This is a genomic window from Afipia sp. Root123D2 (genome assembly GCF_001425835.1).
GTDB lineage: Bacteria > Pseudomonadota > Alphaproteobacteria > Rhizobiales > Xanthobacteraceae > Afipia.
Genome location: NZ_LMDP01000001.1, coordinates 635,580 through 651,092 on the forward strand (window position 1 = coordinate 635,580; position 15,513 = coordinate 651,092).

Annotated in this window: 19 protein-coding genes; 9 read left to right on the forward strand and 10 right to left on the reverse strand. The window is 61.2% G+C overall.

Annotated features, from left to right (window positions below; genetic code table 11):
• Nucleotides 1–26: 26 nt before the first annotated feature.
• A complete protein-coding gene (flbT, locus tag ASC80_RS02905; protein ID WP_056292692.1) occupies nucleotides 27–452 on the reverse strand; it encodes a flagellar biosynthesis repressor FlbT in 426 nt (141 codons plus the stop codon).
• A 297-nt stretch (nucleotides 453–749) separates the two neighbouring features.
• On the opposite strand from flbT (ASC80_RS02905), the gene ASC80_RS02910 reads away from it, so the two are divergent.
• From ASC80_RS02910 to ASC80_RS02930, 5 genes are all read left to right on the forward strand, one after another.
• A complete protein-coding gene (locus ASC80_RS02910; protein ID WP_056292694.1) occupies nucleotides 750–2,318 on the forward strand; it encodes a flagellin N-terminal helical domain-containing protein in 1,569 nt (522 codons plus the stop codon).
• 275 nt (nucleotides 2,319–2,593) lie between these two features.
• A complete protein-coding gene (locus ASC80_RS02915) occupies nucleotides 2,594–4,195 on the forward strand; it encodes a flagellin N-terminal helical domain-containing protein (RefSeq protein ID WP_056292696.1) in 1,602 nt (533 codons plus the stop codon).
• 171 nt (nucleotides 4,196–4,366) lie between these two features.
• Entirely contained in the window at nucleotides 4,367–4,744 is a 378-nt protein-coding gene (gene flbT / locus ASC80_RS02920; protein WP_056292698.1) for a flagellar biosynthesis repressor FlbT, read from the forward strand.
• A 3-nt stretch (nucleotides 4,745–4,747) separates the two neighbouring features.
• Nucleotides 4,748–5,113 (forward strand): flagellar biosynthesis regulator FlaF, encoded by a 366-nt coding sequence (gene flaF, locus ASC80_RS02925; protein ID WP_056292699.1) that lies wholly within the window; start codon nucleotides 4,748–4,750, stop codon nucleotides 5,111–5,113.
• A gap of 21 nt (nucleotides 5,114–5,134) precedes the next feature.
• On the forward strand, nucleotides 5,135–5,500 hold the full coding sequence (locus ASC80_RS02930) for a hypothetical protein (RefSeq protein ID WP_056292701.1): 366 nt from the start codon (nucleotides 5,135–5,137) through the stop codon (nucleotides 5,498–5,500).
• A 15-nt stretch (nucleotides 5,501–5,515) separates the two neighbouring features.
• Here the strand turns inward: ASC80_RS02930 and ASC80_RS02935 are convergent, their stop codons facing one another.
• The 4 genes from ASC80_RS02935 to ASC80_RS02950 all read right to left on the reverse strand — a co-directional run bounded on the left by ASC80_RS02935 (nucleotide 5,516) and on the right by ASC80_RS02950 (nucleotide 8,035).
• Nucleotides 5,516–5,791 carry a hypothetical protein gene (locus ASC80_RS02935; protein WP_349509645.1) on the reverse strand — a complete coding sequence of 92 codons (276 nt, stop codon included), beginning with the start codon at nucleotides 5,789–5,791 and terminating at the stop codon, nucleotides 5,516–5,518.
• 284 nt (nucleotides 5,792–6,075) lie between these two features.
• Entirely contained in the window at nucleotides 6,076–6,567 is a 492-nt protein-coding gene (locus ASC80_RS02940) for a hypothetical protein (RefSeq protein ID WP_056292704.1), read from the reverse strand.
• A gap of 20 nt (nucleotides 6,568–6,587) precedes the next feature.
• Entirely contained in the window at nucleotides 6,588–6,926 is a 339-nt protein-coding gene (gene flgJ, locus ASC80_RS02945) for a flagellar assembly peptidoglycan hydrolase FlgJ (RefSeq protein ID WP_056292705.1), read from the reverse strand.
• Nucleotides 6,926–8,035: a flagellar basal body P-ring protein FlgI gene (locus ASC80_RS02950; protein ID WP_056292706.1), complete on the reverse strand. Its 1,110-nt coding sequence runs from the start codon at nucleotides 8,033–8,035 to the stop codon at nucleotides 6,926–6,928. Before ASC80_RS02950 ends, flgJ begins: the two co-directional genes overlap by 1 nt.
• A gap of 323 nt (nucleotides 8,036–8,358) precedes the next feature.
• Between ASC80_RS02950 and ASC80_RS02955 the strand changes: the two genes are divergently transcribed.
• From ASC80_RS02955 to bla, 3 genes are all read left to right on the forward strand, one after another.
• Nucleotides 8,359–8,766: a flagellar assembly protein FliX gene (locus tag ASC80_RS02955; protein WP_056295488.1), complete on the forward strand. Its 408-nt coding sequence runs from the start codon at nucleotides 8,359–8,361 to the stop codon at nucleotides 8,764–8,766.
• Between the two features lie 240 nt (nucleotides 8,767–9,006).
• Nucleotides 9,007–9,372 carry an RNA polymerase-binding protein DksA gene (dksA, locus tag ASC80_RS02960; protein ID WP_002715155.1) on the forward strand — a complete coding sequence of 122 codons (366 nt, stop codon included), beginning with the start codon at nucleotides 9,007–9,009 and terminating at the stop codon, nucleotides 9,370–9,372.
• A 68-nt stretch (nucleotides 9,373–9,440) separates the two neighbouring features.
• A complete protein-coding gene (bla, locus tag ASC80_RS02965) occupies nucleotides 9,441–10,298 on the forward strand; it encodes a class A beta-lactamase (protein WP_056292711.1) in 858 nt (285 codons plus the stop codon).
• Between the two features lie 126 nt (nucleotides 10,299–10,424).
• Here bla and ASC80_RS02970 read toward each other — a convergent pair whose 3' ends face one another.
• The 5 genes from ASC80_RS02970 to flgF form a co-directional block, all read right to left on the reverse strand.
• Nucleotides 10,425–10,733, reverse strand: coding sequence for a hypothetical protein (locus tag ASC80_RS02970; protein WP_156464240.1), 309 nt, complete (start codon nucleotides 10,731–10,733; stop codon nucleotides 10,425–10,427).
• A 504-nt stretch (nucleotides 10,734–11,237) separates the two neighbouring features.
• The gene (flgH, locus tag ASC80_RS02980; RefSeq protein ID WP_056292718.1) at nucleotides 11,238–11,993 is read right to left on the reverse strand and encodes a flagellar basal body L-ring protein FlgH; all 756 of its coding nucleotides are present in this window, start codon (nucleotides 11,991–11,993) and stop codon (nucleotides 11,238–11,240) included.
• Nucleotides 11,994–11,998: 5 nt separating this feature from the next.
• Complete coding sequence (gene flgA / locus ASC80_RS02985; RefSeq protein ID WP_244487172.1) at nucleotides 11,999–13,042, reverse strand: flagellar basal body P-ring formation chaperone FlgA; 1,044 nt, start codon at nucleotides 13,040–13,042, stop codon at nucleotides 11,999–12,001.
• Between the two features lie 26 nt (nucleotides 13,043–13,068).
• Nucleotides 13,069–13,857 (reverse strand): flagellar basal-body rod protein FlgG, encoded by a 789-nt coding sequence (flgG, locus tag ASC80_RS02990; RefSeq protein WP_056292722.1) that lies wholly within the window; start codon nucleotides 13,855–13,857, stop codon nucleotides 13,069–13,071.
• 12 nt (nucleotides 13,858–13,869) lie between these two features.
• The gene (gene flgF / locus ASC80_RS02995) at nucleotides 13,870–14,637 is read right to left on the reverse strand and encodes a flagellar basal-body rod protein FlgF (protein ID WP_056292724.1); all 768 of its coding nucleotides are present in this window, start codon (nucleotides 14,635–14,637) and stop codon (nucleotides 13,870–13,872) included.
• Between the two features lie 364 nt (nucleotides 14,638–15,001).
• Between flgF and fliL the strand changes: the two genes are divergently transcribed.
• Nucleotides 15,002–15,496, forward strand: a complete 495-nt coding sequence (fliL, locus tag ASC80_RS03000) for a flagellar basal body-associated protein FliL (protein WP_056292726.1) — start codon at nucleotides 15,002–15,004, stop codon at nucleotides 15,494–15,496.
• Nucleotides 15,497–15,513 lie beyond the last annotated feature (17 nt).

The following is a 15,513-nucleotide window of genomic DNA, read 5'->3' on the forward strand; positions in this document are numbered from 1 at the left end:
CTCGTGCGCCGGTCCCGCCGGAAGTCTCAGGCGGCCCCGACCAGACCGTCTGCGGCTTGTTGCGCCCGGGCCTGCGCGAGAAGCTGCTCCTCATAAGCGATCAGCTTCTTCGAGTCCTTCAGCGCCTTGTAATAGTCGCCCTCAAGAATGTGGTTGTTGATATCCGCGATCGCCGGCGCGCTGCTGGGTGCGGCGCTGAGGACGTTCCTGATCAGATCGAAATAAACCGCGTGATGCTGTTGCGGGTCCGGCGAGATGTACATCAGCTGTACCGCCAGATAGATGAGCTTCGCGGGCGTGTCGGCGGTGGCCGGCGTCAGGACATCCTTCTCGCGCAGCACCGGAATCCGCTCGCCTTCGATCAACAGCTTGGCCCGCTGGTCCGTGTTGGTAATCACGCAGGAGCCGATGATGATCTTCTCGTGCGGCTTGAGATCGACTTTCAACGCCATCGGAGATCTCCAAAATGGTTTCCGTTTCAGACATCCCCAGCCCGGGAGCCATCGTTTCCTATCGTGGTTAACGCCACGTAAACGAAAACGCAGGGTGGCTGATCTGGCTGCTAGCGATTGCTGAATGAAATCAACGGTGTCGCGATTCTGTGTCGGCGGTTTGCATCGCCCAACCGCCGACAAGTGAAGCCATTCAATTCATAGCTTCTTCAATTGTTGACCCCAGTCTGCGTGGGCTCAACGCTGATTGAAAGTCAGCGTCGCAAGTACACATGCGTTCACCAGAAAGGTACATCCATGTCTGACATCGTTCTCTCGTCATCGGTTCGTCAGAACCTGCTCTCCCTCCAGTCGACCGCGGAACTGCTCTCCACCACGCAGACCCGCCTTGCTACCGGCAAGAAGGTCAACACCGCTCTCGACAACCCGACCAACTATTTCACCGCTGCCGGTCTCGATGCGCGCGCCAGCGACATCAACAACCTGCTCGACGGTATCGGCAACGGCGTGCAGGTGCTGCAGGCTGCCAACACCGGCATCACCTCGCTGCAGAAGCTGGTCGACAGTGCCAAGTCGATCGCCAACCAGGCGTTGCAGACTCCGGTCGGCTACACCAAGTCCAGCGCGACCAGCTCGGCCATCGCCGGCGCGACCGCCAGCAACCTGCTCGGCACGCCGGATACTGCTGCGACGCTTACCGGCACAGCTGTTGCGACCCTCGCTGCTTCTTCGGCCCTGACCGCTGCGGCTGGCGGTGGCTTTGTTGCGGGTGACACCATCATCGTCAACGGGACGACGATCAACATCACCGCTGCGGGCACCGGTGTTAATGCGCTCACCACCGATCCGGACGGCACCATCAACCTGAACACCACCGCGACGGCTGCTGCCGACACGGACGACCTGACCACCGCCATCACGACGGCGCTCGGCGGCGGCACCGCTACTGCGGCGATTGCGACCAACCAGGTCACGCTCACCGCGGGCAACGCTTCGGACAGCATCACTCTCGGCGGTACCGCGCTCGCCAAGATTGGTCTGACCGCCGGCACGACCGCTCCGACGAGTTCGCATGAGGCTGAAACGCTGACCATCGCTGCAATCGACGGCAGCCCGGCTCAGACCATCACCTTCGGCACCGGCACTGACCAGGTCAACACGCTCGATGGGTTGAATGCGAAGCTTGCGAAGAGCAATCTGCAGGCCTCGATCAGCTCGACCGGCGTTCTGACCTTCACGACGTCGAATGACGAAGCTTCGTTCGACCTCAGCTCGGGCAGCATCTTCGGTGGCACCGCGGTTTCGGGCTTCCTCGGTTCGCTGACGATTGCCGGACCGGCGGAAGACGTCAACTCGCAGAACACCCGCGCGAGCCTGGTCAATCAGTACAACACCGTGATCGACCAGATCCGCACCACGGCGCAGGACTCGTCCTTCAACGGCGTCAACCTGCTCAACGGCGACCAGCTCAAGCTGACGTTCAACGAAACCGGCAAGTCCACGCTGAACATCACCGGCGTGCTGTTCAACCCGGAAGGCCTCGGCCTGTCCTCGCTCACCAAGGGCGCGGACTTCGTTGACAACGCCTCGACCAACAAGGTCCTGACGTCGCTCAACGATGCCAGCACCTCGCTGCGGTCGCAGGCGTCTGCCTTCGGTTCGAATCTCTCGGTCGTGCAGATCCGTCAGGACTTCTCGAAGAACCTGATCAACGTGCTGCAGACCGGCTCGGCGAACCTGACGCTGGCCGACACCAACGAGGAAGCGGCAAACAGCCAGGCGCTGTCGACCCGCCAGTCGATCGCGGTGTCCGCGCTGGCGCTGGCCAACCAGTCGCAGCAGAGCGTTCTTCAGCTCCTGCGCTGATCTCGACGGTCCAAAACAAAACGAGGCGGCGGGGCAAAACCCCGCCGCTTTTTTTATGCGGTTTTCCGGATGGCCGGGCAGGGCAACCGGGCTCGTTTCAAAGCCATTTGCGGGGTTTCTGGCGGCGTTTACACTTTGTGAAGGATGAAATTTAAGCGGCTGTTAACCATACCTTAAACCGTGCCTCCTAAGAATTGGGGAAAGACGCGTTCTCCAAGGGTGCGCTTGCCGTCGGATTAGCGGCATCGCGCGGATAATCAGGAAGGTACATCGACATGTCCGATATCGTTCTCTCGGCATCAGTCCGCCAGAACCTGCTGTCGCTTCAGTCAACGGCTGATCTGCTTGCGACCACGCAAAATCGGCTTGCGACTGGCAAGAAGGTCAATACCGCCCTCGATAATCCAACCAACTACTTCACCGCAGCCGCGCTCGATAGCCGCGCTGGCGACATCAACAACCTTCTCGATGGCATCGGCAACGGCGTGCAAATTCTGCAGGCTGCCAACACCGGCATCACCTCGTTGCAGAAGCTGGTCGACAGCGCCAAGTCGGTCGCGAATCAGGCCTTGCAGACCACTGTCGGCTACACCAAGTCGACCGTGAGCACCGGCCCGAATCCCGGCGCGACCGCTGCCAACATTCTTGGAACTGCGCCTCCGACCAACAACACGGTGACAGGCGCGGTCGTGAACAACGACGATACCGGCGGTGCGGCTCCGATCACCGGCGCGACCAATCTCGCGGGCGCCGCGGGCGCCGGTTCGGACAACCTCGCGACGAACTTCGTCGCCGGTGACACTCTCGTGATCAACGGCATCACCATCGCGTTCAACTCGGGCGCGGGTACCACGGGCGTGGCGGCCGACGGCACGCTGTCGATCGACGTCACCACCGGCACGGTGCAGAACGTTCTCACCGCCATCGACGCCATCACCGGCACGGCCGTGCCGTCCACAATCACCGGTGGCCAGATCACCCTGAGCACCGGCACCGCCAGCGACCTGACGGTCAGCGGCAGCGGCCTGTCCAAGCTCGGTCTCGGCGCCGTCAGCACCGTCGCGCGCACGCCAGGCGTTCCGGCGCTCGCCGGCAAGACCCTGACCATCGATTCGACGGGAGGAGGGACGCCGACCAATCTGACCTTCGGCACCGGCCCCGGACAGATCTCCTCACTCAATCAGCTCAACGCCAAGCTGCTCGCCAATAATCTTCAGGCCAGCATCGACTCGACCGGCGCGATTACGATCACGACTTCGAACGATGCCGCGTCCTACACCATCGGTGCGATCGGCGGCACCGCAGCGGCGGCGACGCAACTGTTCAACGGCCTGACGATTGCCAATCCGGTGGCCGACCCGACCTCGCAGGATGCCCGCGCCAAGCTCGTCGATCAGTACAACCACATCATCGAGCAGATCTCCACGACCGCGGGCGACGCTTCGTTCAACGGCGTCAACCTGCTTGCGGGAGACCAGCTCAAACTGGTGTTCAACGAGACCGGCAAGTCGACGCTGAACATCACCGGCACCTCGCTCAACCCTGCCGGCCTCGGTCTTTCGACGCTTACGTCGGGAACAGACTTTATCGACAACGTTGCGACCAACAAGGTGCTGGCGCAGCTTCAGGGTGCCAGCAGTCTGCTGCGGTCGCAGGCGTCGACGCTCGGTTCGAATCTCTCGATCGTGCAGATCCGTCAGGATTTCTCGAAGAACCTGATCAACGTGCTGCAGACCGGCTCGGCCAATCTGACCATTGCCGATACCAACGAAGAGGCTGCCAACAGCCAGGCGCTCGCGACACGCCAGTCGATTGCGGTGTCGGCGCTCGCTCTCGCCAACCAGTCGCAGCAGAGCGTGCTGAAGCTGCTGCAGTAATTTGACGGCCCAATGATAGTCGGTGCGGCGGGTAATCATCCCGTCGTGTCTTTGCGGTATATGTAAAATTGTCTCGATATGTCGCGTTTGATTCAAGCGCGGTATGATGGGAAGATATTGCGCTTGTGCTGCAGCAGGGCGCGTCCCGAATCTAGATAACTGGAGACGATCGTGTCCCTTCGTGTCGAATTGAAACCGCATGAGCGGATCGTCATCGGTCAGAGCGTCATTACCAATTCGGAGACACGCGCATCGTTTCTGGTCGACGGCGAGACGCCAATCCTGCGCGAGAAAGACATCCTGACAGCGGAGACCGCGGATACACCGGTCAAGCGACTCTATCTGTGCATACAGATGATGTACCTCGAGAACGATATCCCGAAGTATCAGGATCTCTACATGAGCTTCGTGAAGGATCTTCTGGAAGCTGTTCCCAGCTTCAGGGAAGAGATTGAAAACGCCAGTAACCATATTTTAAATGGTGCTCTTTATAAGGCATTGAGGGAAGTCAGGAAACTGATGAAGAGGGAAGAGGGGTTGTTGAGGTGACGAATGTCTAATGCTGCTCAAGCCTACGCACGCGTCGCCCAAACCACCGCATCTCCGCGAGACATCGAAGCGCAAGCCTTGCTGAAAGCAGCCAATAAGCTGCAGGACGTCATGATCAATCTCGGCCGGACCGACAATGATTTTGCCGAGGCCTTGCTGTTTAATCGCAAGCTCTGGTCGATTCTTCTCAGTGCAGTGACGAGCGACGAGAGTCAGCAGACCCTTGAGGTTCGGCAGAACATCGCCAATATCGGCACCTTCGTCATGACGCAGACGATGGAGCTTCAGCTCAATCCGCAGCGCGAACGGCTTAAGCCGTTGATCGACATCAATTGCAATCTCGCTGCAGGGTTGTCGGGTCGCGCGTAGGTCACGTCAGGAGCGATCCAGATGGGTGACATCTACACCATTCTCCAGTCGAACTATGTCGCTGTCGGCGCCAACGTCAACTATTCCAGGACGCCATACGTCCCCGTGGATGCCGACAGTTATCAGGGCACGTGGAGCGGCGCATACGCCGACAACACCAAGTTCACCGTCCAGGTTTCGAACGTGGTCGGCTTCCGCGCGAAGGTGCGATACCAGAGCGGATCGACGGTGAAGTATCAGGATGTCCTCATCAAGGACAATGCCTTCAAGTTCGGCGATTCCAAATTCACGCTGACAAAAATCGGCACGGCGCAAATCAAGACCGTGATGACGAACCCGGCCACCGGCGGGCAGTCGCTTGAAACGGCTTACGCAAAGCAGTCCTGATTGCGTGCGGCGAACCTAGGCCTCGCGATCCGTATTCCGGCTGGAGGCTTCCTGTTTGGCGATGTCCTGCGCCCGCAGATAGGCGCGCGCGCGAAGCCGCGCTTCGTCGGGAAACTGGCGCACCACCATGCTCGTCCTGTTGTCGACGACGCGATAGACGATCTCGGCCGCAGCCCGATCGATCACGATCTGCTTTGACTGCTGATCGGCATTGGCCTGGGGGTTGTTTCTGGCCGGCAATGACGTATCCGCCGCGCTGACGGCCTTGTCACGCGGCAGTTCGGTCGGCACAGCCGTCCTCGCTGCGTTTGGCGCGGGCCAAGCAATTGCGGTTACGACCGATCCCCCGATCGGTCGGATGTTGAAATCCGTACCCATGGCAGCCTCCTGGCCCCACTTGAGTCAAATCCCAACCCTCTCCGGAACCCGTTATCGCAGGTTGTTTCTAAATTTTACGATGATGCGGGTGCGCCAATTTGATTCAAACGCTAACGATCTGCCGCCCGTCGCCGGTGCGCAGATGATGGAGATGCGGTGATGCGGAAGATGCTGCGTTGCTAGCCGGCGTTTGAGCGTCAGAGCACGCGGCTGACGGCGAGCGGAGTCGCGTGGCGCGGGGCGGGCGCGGAGCGTTGTCCACCGGCGGTGTATCCTTGCGGCAGGTTCCGGCGCTGCAATTCGCCGTTGACGCCGCGAACGATGCCTTCGGACACGGCATGGGCGGTCGCCAGTACGGTCAGGTTGACCTGAAGCATGGCGCGGAACACGTCGTGATGACGATGCAGGGCGGTCAAAAGCTCGGGCGTCGATGTCTTGAGATAGTCGCTGTTGTTCTTCAACTGCGTGATCGCTGTCATGTACTGGCGCGACGCTTCGCACTTCTTCGCTTCCAGCGCCATCGCATCGCGCACGCTGCCGGCGCGCACCAGTTCTGTTTCCTGTTCGATGATGCCGAGCAGTGCGCTCATCACATCCATCAACCCTTCGGCCAGCCGGCGCGCTTCGGAAGGCGACGATACCGGCGCCGCTGGTGCGTGAGGCGTAGCCGGTTGTGTGGATGAGTTCATGAGGGTCTGCTCCGGATCTTTTAGCTGGACCGATTTGCCTGTTGAAGAATGAGCGTCCGGTAGACATCGTTGGAAATCCCGATGCCGCCGGTTTTGGCGAACGACTTGGAGTATTCCTCTGTCATCATTGAGCGCCACACGCCTGTGCCGGGCGTGTTGCCGAACGGGCCTTCGCCTTTAAGTCCATCGGTCATTTGCGAGAACATCGAGTTGAGGAACACCGCCTCGAAGTCCTGCGCCTTGGCTTTCGCTTTGGCCTGATCCTGCGGTGAAACCTTCGTCAGCGCGTCCGCCAGCAACAGGTCGCGGCGGCCGTTGATCATCGGAGTGCCGGTGCTGGCCATCGGAATGGTCGACATCACATCACCTCGATGTCGGCCTGGATCGCACCGGCCGCCTTGATCGCCTGAAGAATACCGATCAGGTCGCGCGGGCCGATGCCGAGGCCATTGAGACCGTCGACGAGTTGCTGGAGCGAGACGCCGTTCTTGACCAGCGCGAGCTTCTTGCCGTCTTCGGTGACGCCGACCCGCGTGTTCGGTGTGACCACGGTGCGGCCGCGCGAGAACGGCGCCGGCTGGCTGACCTGCGGGCTTTCGGAAATCGAGACGGTGAGATTGCCTTGCGCCACTGCAACCGTATTTACGCGCACGTCGCGTCCCATCACGATGATGCCGGATCGTTCGTCGATCACGATCTTGGCGACCTGATCGGGCTCGACCTGCAGCTGCTCGATCTCGGTGAGCAGGGCAACGACATTGCCCTTGAACTCGGCTGGAATGCTCAACTGCACGGTCGAGGGGTCGACCGGCTCCGCCGTCTTGGTGCCGAGGAAATCGTTGACGGCGGCTGCGATGCGCTTGGCCGTGGTGAAGTCGCTGTTGCGCAGCGCGAGCCGCACATTGGGCAGGCGGTTGAGCGCAAACTCGATTTCGCGTTCGATGATCGCGCCATTGGCGATGCGACCGACGGTGGGAACCCCCTTCGTTACGCTCGCGGCAGCGCCTTCGGCGGAAAAGCCGCCGATCGCCAGTGAACCTTGGGCCACGGCATAGACGTTGCCATCGGCGCCGAGCAGGGGGGTGACCAACAGCGTGCCGCCCTGAAGGCTTTTGGCATCGCCGAGCGCCGAGACCGTGACGTCCATGCGGGTGCCTTGGGTGCCGAACGCCGGCAGGTTTCCGGTGACCATCACGGCGGCGACGTTGCCGGTGCGGATGGTCGCGCCGCGGATGTTGACGCCCATGCGTTCAAGCATCGCCTGCAGCGATTGTTTCGTGAACGGGATGTTGTTGAGAGTATCGCCGGTGCCATTGAGGCCGACGACGAGGCCGTAGCCGATGAGCTGGTTCTGGCGCACGCCTTCGATATTCGCGAGATCCTTGATTCGCGACGTCGCACCCGCAGACCCGCAACCGATCGTCAATGCGATCGCCGCCAGGCCGGCTGCTCTTAGAACCCGAAACATCCTCTGCTCCCCGCTGAGGTCTTTGGTGTCCGCGCCCCATGCTCCCCATGAGGTTAGGCCGCTATTAACCATGCGAGGGTCGTGCCAGATTTGAGTTTCGATAAAAGCGTTGAATTTGCGAGGGGAATTCACGACTTGCGGCGTCGCGCGCGCTGACTGTCGCGGGAGAAACTGCCGCGTCCGGCAGTTTTTGCCGGGTCGTTTACCGCTTGTTAACCATAAGGGATGAGGTTGGTGCCGATAAATCGGACAGCCGCTGATTCATGTTGCTGGCGGCTATCGCCTCTCCGAGGCTGTTCCCACCACTGTCGCGAGCGATGACGATGCGCATCTACGGACCCAACGGCGTGATTGCGGGATCGCCGTCCGCAAATACCAGGCGGTCCAGTTCCACTACATTTTCGCTTGGCGAAATTGCCACCGCCACGGAAAGCCGGGCGGCGACTGCCCCGCGAGCTGCAGGTGGAATCGATGCCCTGCTTGCGATGCAGGGGGTGGAGGATCCGACAGAGCGCCGCAAGCGATCGGTGACCCGGGGCAGAACGGCGCTCGATGTGCTGGACGACCTCAAGATCGGCTTGCTGGCCGGTTCCCTCGATTCGTCGACCGTTACCCGCCTCAGGACGGCGGCGGCCGACCTGAAATCGACCTCGGGCGATCCCGGACTGGATCAGGTGCTGGCCGAGATCGAACTGCGAGTCGAAGTAGAACTCGCCAAGGCTGGTCAATAAAGGCTGCTAATAAACGGCCCGGCATGGTTCCCTTGGCCGTTTTTGGGGAAAACGGCGGTTAAACCGCCCAAACACGATATCCTGCGCGCTGCACGAACCCTGTTTCCCGATATTGTTTGTCACAGAGTGCCGCTATATAAAGCGCCTCCGCGCCGGACCTGTGTTCCGGCCAATTGCACGGACGAGAGATCGGTGTTGGAAAAAGTAAAGAGCTACAAGCCTTCTGAGAAGGAGCCCTTTATGAACGAGCGGCAGCGCGAGTATTTCCGCGCCAAGCTGCTCGCCTGGAAGGAGGAGATTCTTCGTGAAGCGAAGACGACGCTCCAGCAGCTTCAGGAAGAAAACGTCAATCACCCGGACCTAGCGGACCGGGCGTCTTCGGAAACGGATCGCGCCATCGAACTGCGCGCGCGGGATCGGCAGCGAAAGCTGATCTCCAAGATCGACGCTGCGATCCAGCGCATCGAAGATAATACCTACGGCTATTGCGAAGAGACCGGCGAGCCGATTTCGCTGAAGCGGCTGGAAGCCCGTCCGATCGCGACGCTGTCGGTAGAGGCGCAAGAGCGCCACGAGAAGCGCGAGAAGGTTTATCGCGACGAATAGCCGGGCTGCCTTAGTCCTGGCGCGAAAGATTGCTGAAGCTGGATGACTGTCCAGCTTCAGGAATTCCCATGATCATCAATCGACGTACTCTGCTCGCTGCCGTGCCTGGCCTTGCAATATGGCCCGCGTTTGCCGAAGAGGCGCCGCCTGCTCTTCAGACCTATGAGCGCGAGAGCGGCGGGCGGATCGGCTTCCATGCCGAGAATCTCGCCTCCGGCGCGAAACTCGGCTGGCGTGCCGACGAGCGCTTCGTCATGTGCAGCACGTTCAAGGCCTCGCTCGCAGCTTTCGTACTCGCGCGTGTCGATCATGGCGAAGATCGGCTCGACCATATGATTTCATACGGGCCGAAGGATATTCAGCCCTACGCGCCGGTGGCCAAGCAGAACCTCGCCAAAGGCGCGATGTCGATGGAGGACATGTGCCAGGCTGTGGTCGAACTCAGCGACAACACCTGCGCCAATCTGTTGCTTGCCCATGTCGGCGGACCCGCGAAGCTGACAGAATTCTGGCGCTCGCTTGGCGATACCGTTTCGCGTCTCGAGCATTATGAACCCGAACTCAACCGTACGCCGCCGGGCGGTCTGGACGACACCACCACACCCGTCGCGATGGCCGGCAGTCTTCACCGCCTTGTGTCGGGTTCGGCGCTGTCAGCGGGCTCGCGCGAGCGACTGACCGGCTGGATGGTGAACTGCAAGACCGGAGCCGACCGGCTGCGCGCTGGCCTGCCCAAGGACTGGAAGATCGGCGACAAGACCGGCAACAACGGCAAGGACGGGTTTGGCGACATCGCGGTGGCGTGGCCGAAGCCCGATGCGCCGATCGTGATCTGCGCTTATACGAGAGGCGGTTCGCCCACGGCCGCGCAGGTGAAAACCGTTTTCACGGCGATCGGCCGGATGGCGGCGGAACGGCTGGGCTAACAGCCTAACCAAATGACTATGCGTCGCGAGGGTCGTTCATCGTGTCGCGCCGCTTAGCCATGCTTCCTATCGACAAGGTTAGTTGTAGTACCGTGAACGAAGCCGTTCGCTGTTAGTGCCTTAACGTCACCACTTGCACGAGTGATCGTTGCGCGCCTTCAAGGCCGAACCGCCTTGTAAGACGACCTGCACAACGGGGCCGAGGTGCCCAGTAGCGTCTGCAAATTCGCCGGCCAGCCTTTGCGCAAGGTGAAGATCGATCTGAGAGATTGCCAGAAGAGCATCGCCTCTAAAGTAATCCAATTCCGTCCTGTCCTTTGCGATCACTTCAAGCGCAGGAAGAGCCTCTCTGTAACCTCCGTCGCCAAGAAACCCGATAGCGTAGCGGCGTCGGGGCATCGAACGCTTTGGTAGCTCTGCGATGACCAGCGGCACTACCATTCTCCCCGCTTGGCGGAGGGGAGCGTCTTGCATGCATTCAAAACCGGGTGCGCCCGTATAAAAGGCTGCAAGTGCGGCTTCGGGGGTGCTGAACGGGTTACGAACCAAAGCCCATGTGCTTCCAGCAAGGAACGCGAGAGCGATAGTCAGTCCCGTCCATCGACTCCAGCCCACTCGTCACTATCCTTACCGTGAGTCCACGATGGTCCTAGCACTCATTAATTCGCGGCCTCTAACAGCACTAGCGTTTAGCGAACAGATGATGAGGGTTGAAGCGAGAGTGGTCAAGGCGGGGCCGGCGGATGCTCATTGTATGGCTGAAGTCGATTCCATTGCACTGTCCCAAGCGATCGAGCAGCATGCAGTGCAAGCTATAAAAACCAACTGCGGCCTCCGTCAGGGGAGCTGACGAAGGCCGCGTCGTAACGCCTTGCCGCGCCTAGGTTCGCGGATCGGCGTGGGAGCTCGGGGAGGCGGCGCGGGAGAGCGCCGCTACGATCAGAAGGGCAGCAGCACGTCCATCACCTGTTGGCCGTAACGCGGCTGTTGCACATCGGTGATCTGGCCGCGTCCGCCGTAGGCGATGCGGGCCTGTGCGATCTTGCTGGAGTCGATGGTGTTGTCGCTCTGGATGTCTTCCGGCCGCACGATGCCGGCAACGATCAGTTCGCGGACTTCGAAGTTGACCCGGATTTCCTGCCTGCCTTCGACCACGAGGTTTCCGTTCGGCAGAAGCTGCGTGACGACCGCCGCGACGCTGGTCTGCAATGCTTCCTGACGGTTGACCGAGCCCTTGCCGTCGGTACTGGCGGTTGAATCGGTCGTCATCAGCCGTCCGGGAACGGGCGCGTTCGTCAGCGGCACCTTCGTGATTCCGAAGAAATTGGTGATGCCGGAATCCTCGGTGCTGGTCCGGCTGCGCTGTGTCTCGTTGGCGATGGCGGCCTTGTCGGTGAAGTTGACGGTGACGGTGAGAATGTCGCCGATCTGGTGGGCGCGCTGATCCTTGAAGAAGGCGCGCGAGCCGTTCCGCCACAACGAGTTCGGATTATACGATGCGGCTTGCGGTGCGGGCATCGGCATCGAGACCGGCTTGTAGCCCGCCTGTGTCGTCGGATTGTCGATCGCCGACAGCTTCGGCTGTTCGCCGATCGCCGCGAGACGATCGATCGCCGAGCATCCGCCGCCAAGGCCGCCGATGGCCAGCAAGCTGCCGATGAGAAGTGCGCGATTGATGATACTGGCCTGATACATGGGCGTTACTCGACTTTGCTGGCTTCAGCGACGCTGACGGAGGATGTCGTTTCGTTCGAGGCGATAGCGGCGGTCTGGCGTGGTGGCGTTGCAACGATGATCGCAACCTGACCGGGGCCGATGACCTTGCCCTGCACGACGCGCTTGGATTGCAGGCTGGTCACGCTGATGGTGTCGCCTTCGGTGCCGGCTTCGAGGGCCTTGCCGCGGCCGGTCACGTAAATTCCGGGTACCTGATAGACCAGCGTGATGTTCTGATCGCGCGTTACCAGATCGGCCTTGGTGAGGTCGGTCGCCTTCAAGGCCAGCCCGACGCGCAGTGGGCGGCGTGCCTGCATGCCGATGGTCTGATCGCGGGTTGCGGGGGCGCTTCCGACTTCGGACTTCGGACGCCGCTCGACGACGACATCGGATGCCTTGAGAATTTCATTTCGGTCCACGCTTCGCGTCAGCACCATCGCTTCCACGGTGTCCACCGCGACGCCGGTGAAGCGCAGCCGGGTCGGCACCGAAGCTGCGTCGTTGGCGATTTCGAATGTCACATCGAAGCGGCCGTTGCGGCGGTCGAACCGGACCATCGCCGGCTTCAGGTCGCCGCTGTTCGACGCGTCGAGCTGCAGATCGCCGAAGTTACGATCGAAGGTGATCGAGAGATCGGCAGCTTCGCCGAGACCATTGCGCCCCTCGAGCGCGTGGGCGACCTGGCTCTCGACATCCTTGCTCGACAGTACGCGCGACAGGCGCGTCACGCTGATTTCACGGAGGTCGTGGGTGTCGACGCCAATGATCTGATGCGACCGCAGGATGTCGACGATCTGTGCGGCCGGAACCATTCCGGTGGTGCCGAGGTCGGGCGCGCGATAGATCGCGATTTGCGCCGCCGTCCCGGCGTTGTCGATGACGTCGCCGATGCGCACGACATCGCTGCTGACGGTGACATTGGCGCGCAGCACCGGGGTCGTTGCCGCGTCACGATCCTGTTGCGCCAGCGCGGGCGCGACGCCGGCGGCGAGGAGGGTGAGGGCGACGAGGAGGGGGCGGATGGTCATGGTTGGTCTCATTGTCCGGTTGCGCGTCAGCGGAACATGCCCGTGGTCGATTGCAGCATCTGGTCGGCGGCGCTGATGACCTTGGCGTTCATCTCGTAGGCCCGCTGCGCGGCGATCAGGTCGGAGATTTCCGACACCACCTCAACGTTCGCCTGTTCGAGGTTGCGTTGCTGCATGTCGCCGAAGCCGTCATTGTTGGCGAGGCCGTCCTGCGGCGGACCGGAGGCCGGCGTATCGGTGAACAGGTTGTCGCCGATCGGCTGCAGGCCGGCCTTGTTGATGAAACGGGTCATGCCGATCTGTCCGACCACTGTCGGCGTCGTCGTTCCCGGCAGCATCACCGAGACTTGGCCCTGTGCATTGATGGTCAGGCCGGATGCGTTCTGCGGGATCGTGATTGTCGGCTGCACCAGATTGCCCTGTGGTGTCACGATGCGGCCGGTCCCGTCGGTCGTGAACGAACCGTCGCGTGTGTAGGTGTAGGTGCCGTCGGTCATCTGGATCTTGAAGAAACCCTCGCCGCGGATCGCGACATCGAGGTCGTTTCCGGTGGGCAGCAGCGTGCCCTGGGTCATCTGGCGCGGCGTGCCGGCGGTCTTGACGCCGCCGCCGATGTCAATGCCGACCGGCAGGATGGTGCCCTGATCCGACGCCTGCGCGCCGACACGCTGAACGTGTTCGTAGATCAGATCCTGGAACTGCGCGCGCTGCTTCTTGTAGCCGGTCGTGCGCATGTTCGCGATGTTGTTCGAGATGACCTGAACGTTGAGTTCCTGGGCGGCCATGCCCGTCGCTGCTGTGTAGAGTGCGCGCATCGGTCAATCTCCTCAGGCCGGAACGTCGGCAAGCGTTTGAATGGCGGTTTTGCGCAGATCGCTCTGCTGCTGCATCAGCGATGCGACCTGTTGATAGGTGCGCATCACCTGCATCATGCGGCTCATTTCGGTGACCGCGCTGACGTTGGATTTTTCGATGAAGCCCTGATTGACCCGCGACGACAGGTCGGCCTGGGCAAGAACGCCGGCCGGCGCCGAATACAGATTGGCGCCTTCCTTGACGAGCCGCTGCGGGCTGTCGAACTTCACGATCTTCAACCGGCCGCGGATCGAGTCGGCCTGGGTGATGGTGCCTTCCTGCACGGTGATGGTGCCGTCGTTCGAGATGACGATGTTACGATCGGTCGGCTGGAAGGCGATTGGCCCGTTGGTGCCGAGCACGATGTCGCCGCCGGTCGTGACCAACTGGCCCTGCGAGTTGATCTGCAGCGCGCCGTCGCGGGTGTAGCGTTCACCGCCGGTCGTCTGCACGGCGAGGAAGCCGTTGCCGTTGATCGCGACGTCGAGCGGATTGCGGGTCTGGTCGATGGCGCCCTGTGCGAAGTCGTGGAACGTCGCACGGTCCTGAACGAAACTGACGCGCCGGTCGGCGGTCTGGAAATTATCTTCATGGGCGCCGGTCCGGAGGAATTCCTCGAACAGCGACTTGTCGGCCTTGAAGCCGGCCGTGTTTACGTTCGCCACATTGTTGGCGATGACGTCGATTTGCCGCTCAAGCGACATCTGGCGCGATAGCGCGACGAGAAGAGTATTCTCCATCGGCAGTTCTCCCCTGAAGAACCGCGGCTGCCTCTCCCAAGACCGCCGGGGCTCGTGCGAACCGTTTGGCTCTCCCAAGCCGGGCGGTTCGGTATGGTTAATGCGAGGAGCGTGCCAACAAGGAAAATATCATATTTTCAATGTATTAGATGGTTTCGGCTATCGCCGCAGGGCGGCAATAAGATCTTGTTGACCATGTTGCCCCGGCAAAATTTTCCCAGTTCGGGACAAAAAGAAAGATTCCGTTAACCATTGCGACCTAGCGTCCAAACGAGGGGCGCTTGGGCGCCGGCGGGCCTTCGTATCGCGTATTTCAAGCCAGTTCGGCAGCATCGAGCCAATCCGACAATGTGCGGGCAGGGCGATGGCAGACGACGATCAAACCGAGGAGGGCGCGGCAGCAGCCGATGCCGCTTCTCCGAAGACCAAGCGCAAGCTCATTATTATGGCTGCGGCCGCGGTGGTGCTGTTTGGCGCACTTGGCGGCGGAGGCTGGTTCTTCTTTCTGCGCGGTCACGGTGAGAAACACGCCGAAGCCGCGCCGCCCAAGCCGCCGGTTTTCCTCGATGTGCCGGACATTCTCGTCAACCTCGCCAATCTGCCGGGCGAGCGCATCCAGTATCTCAAGGTGAAGGTGACGCTCGAGGTCAAGGATCAGCCGCTGGTCGAGACGATCAAGCCGACGATCCCGCGCGTCACCGATCTGTTTCAGACCTATCTGCGCGAATTACGGCCGAGCGATCTCAATGGCTCGGTCGGTCTGTTCCGGTTGAAGGAAGAACTGACGCGGCGCGTCAACGCGGCGATCTCGCCGAGCCAGGTGAACGCCGTGCTGTTCAAGGAAATCATCGTCCAGTGACGGAACGGAATTGAAGA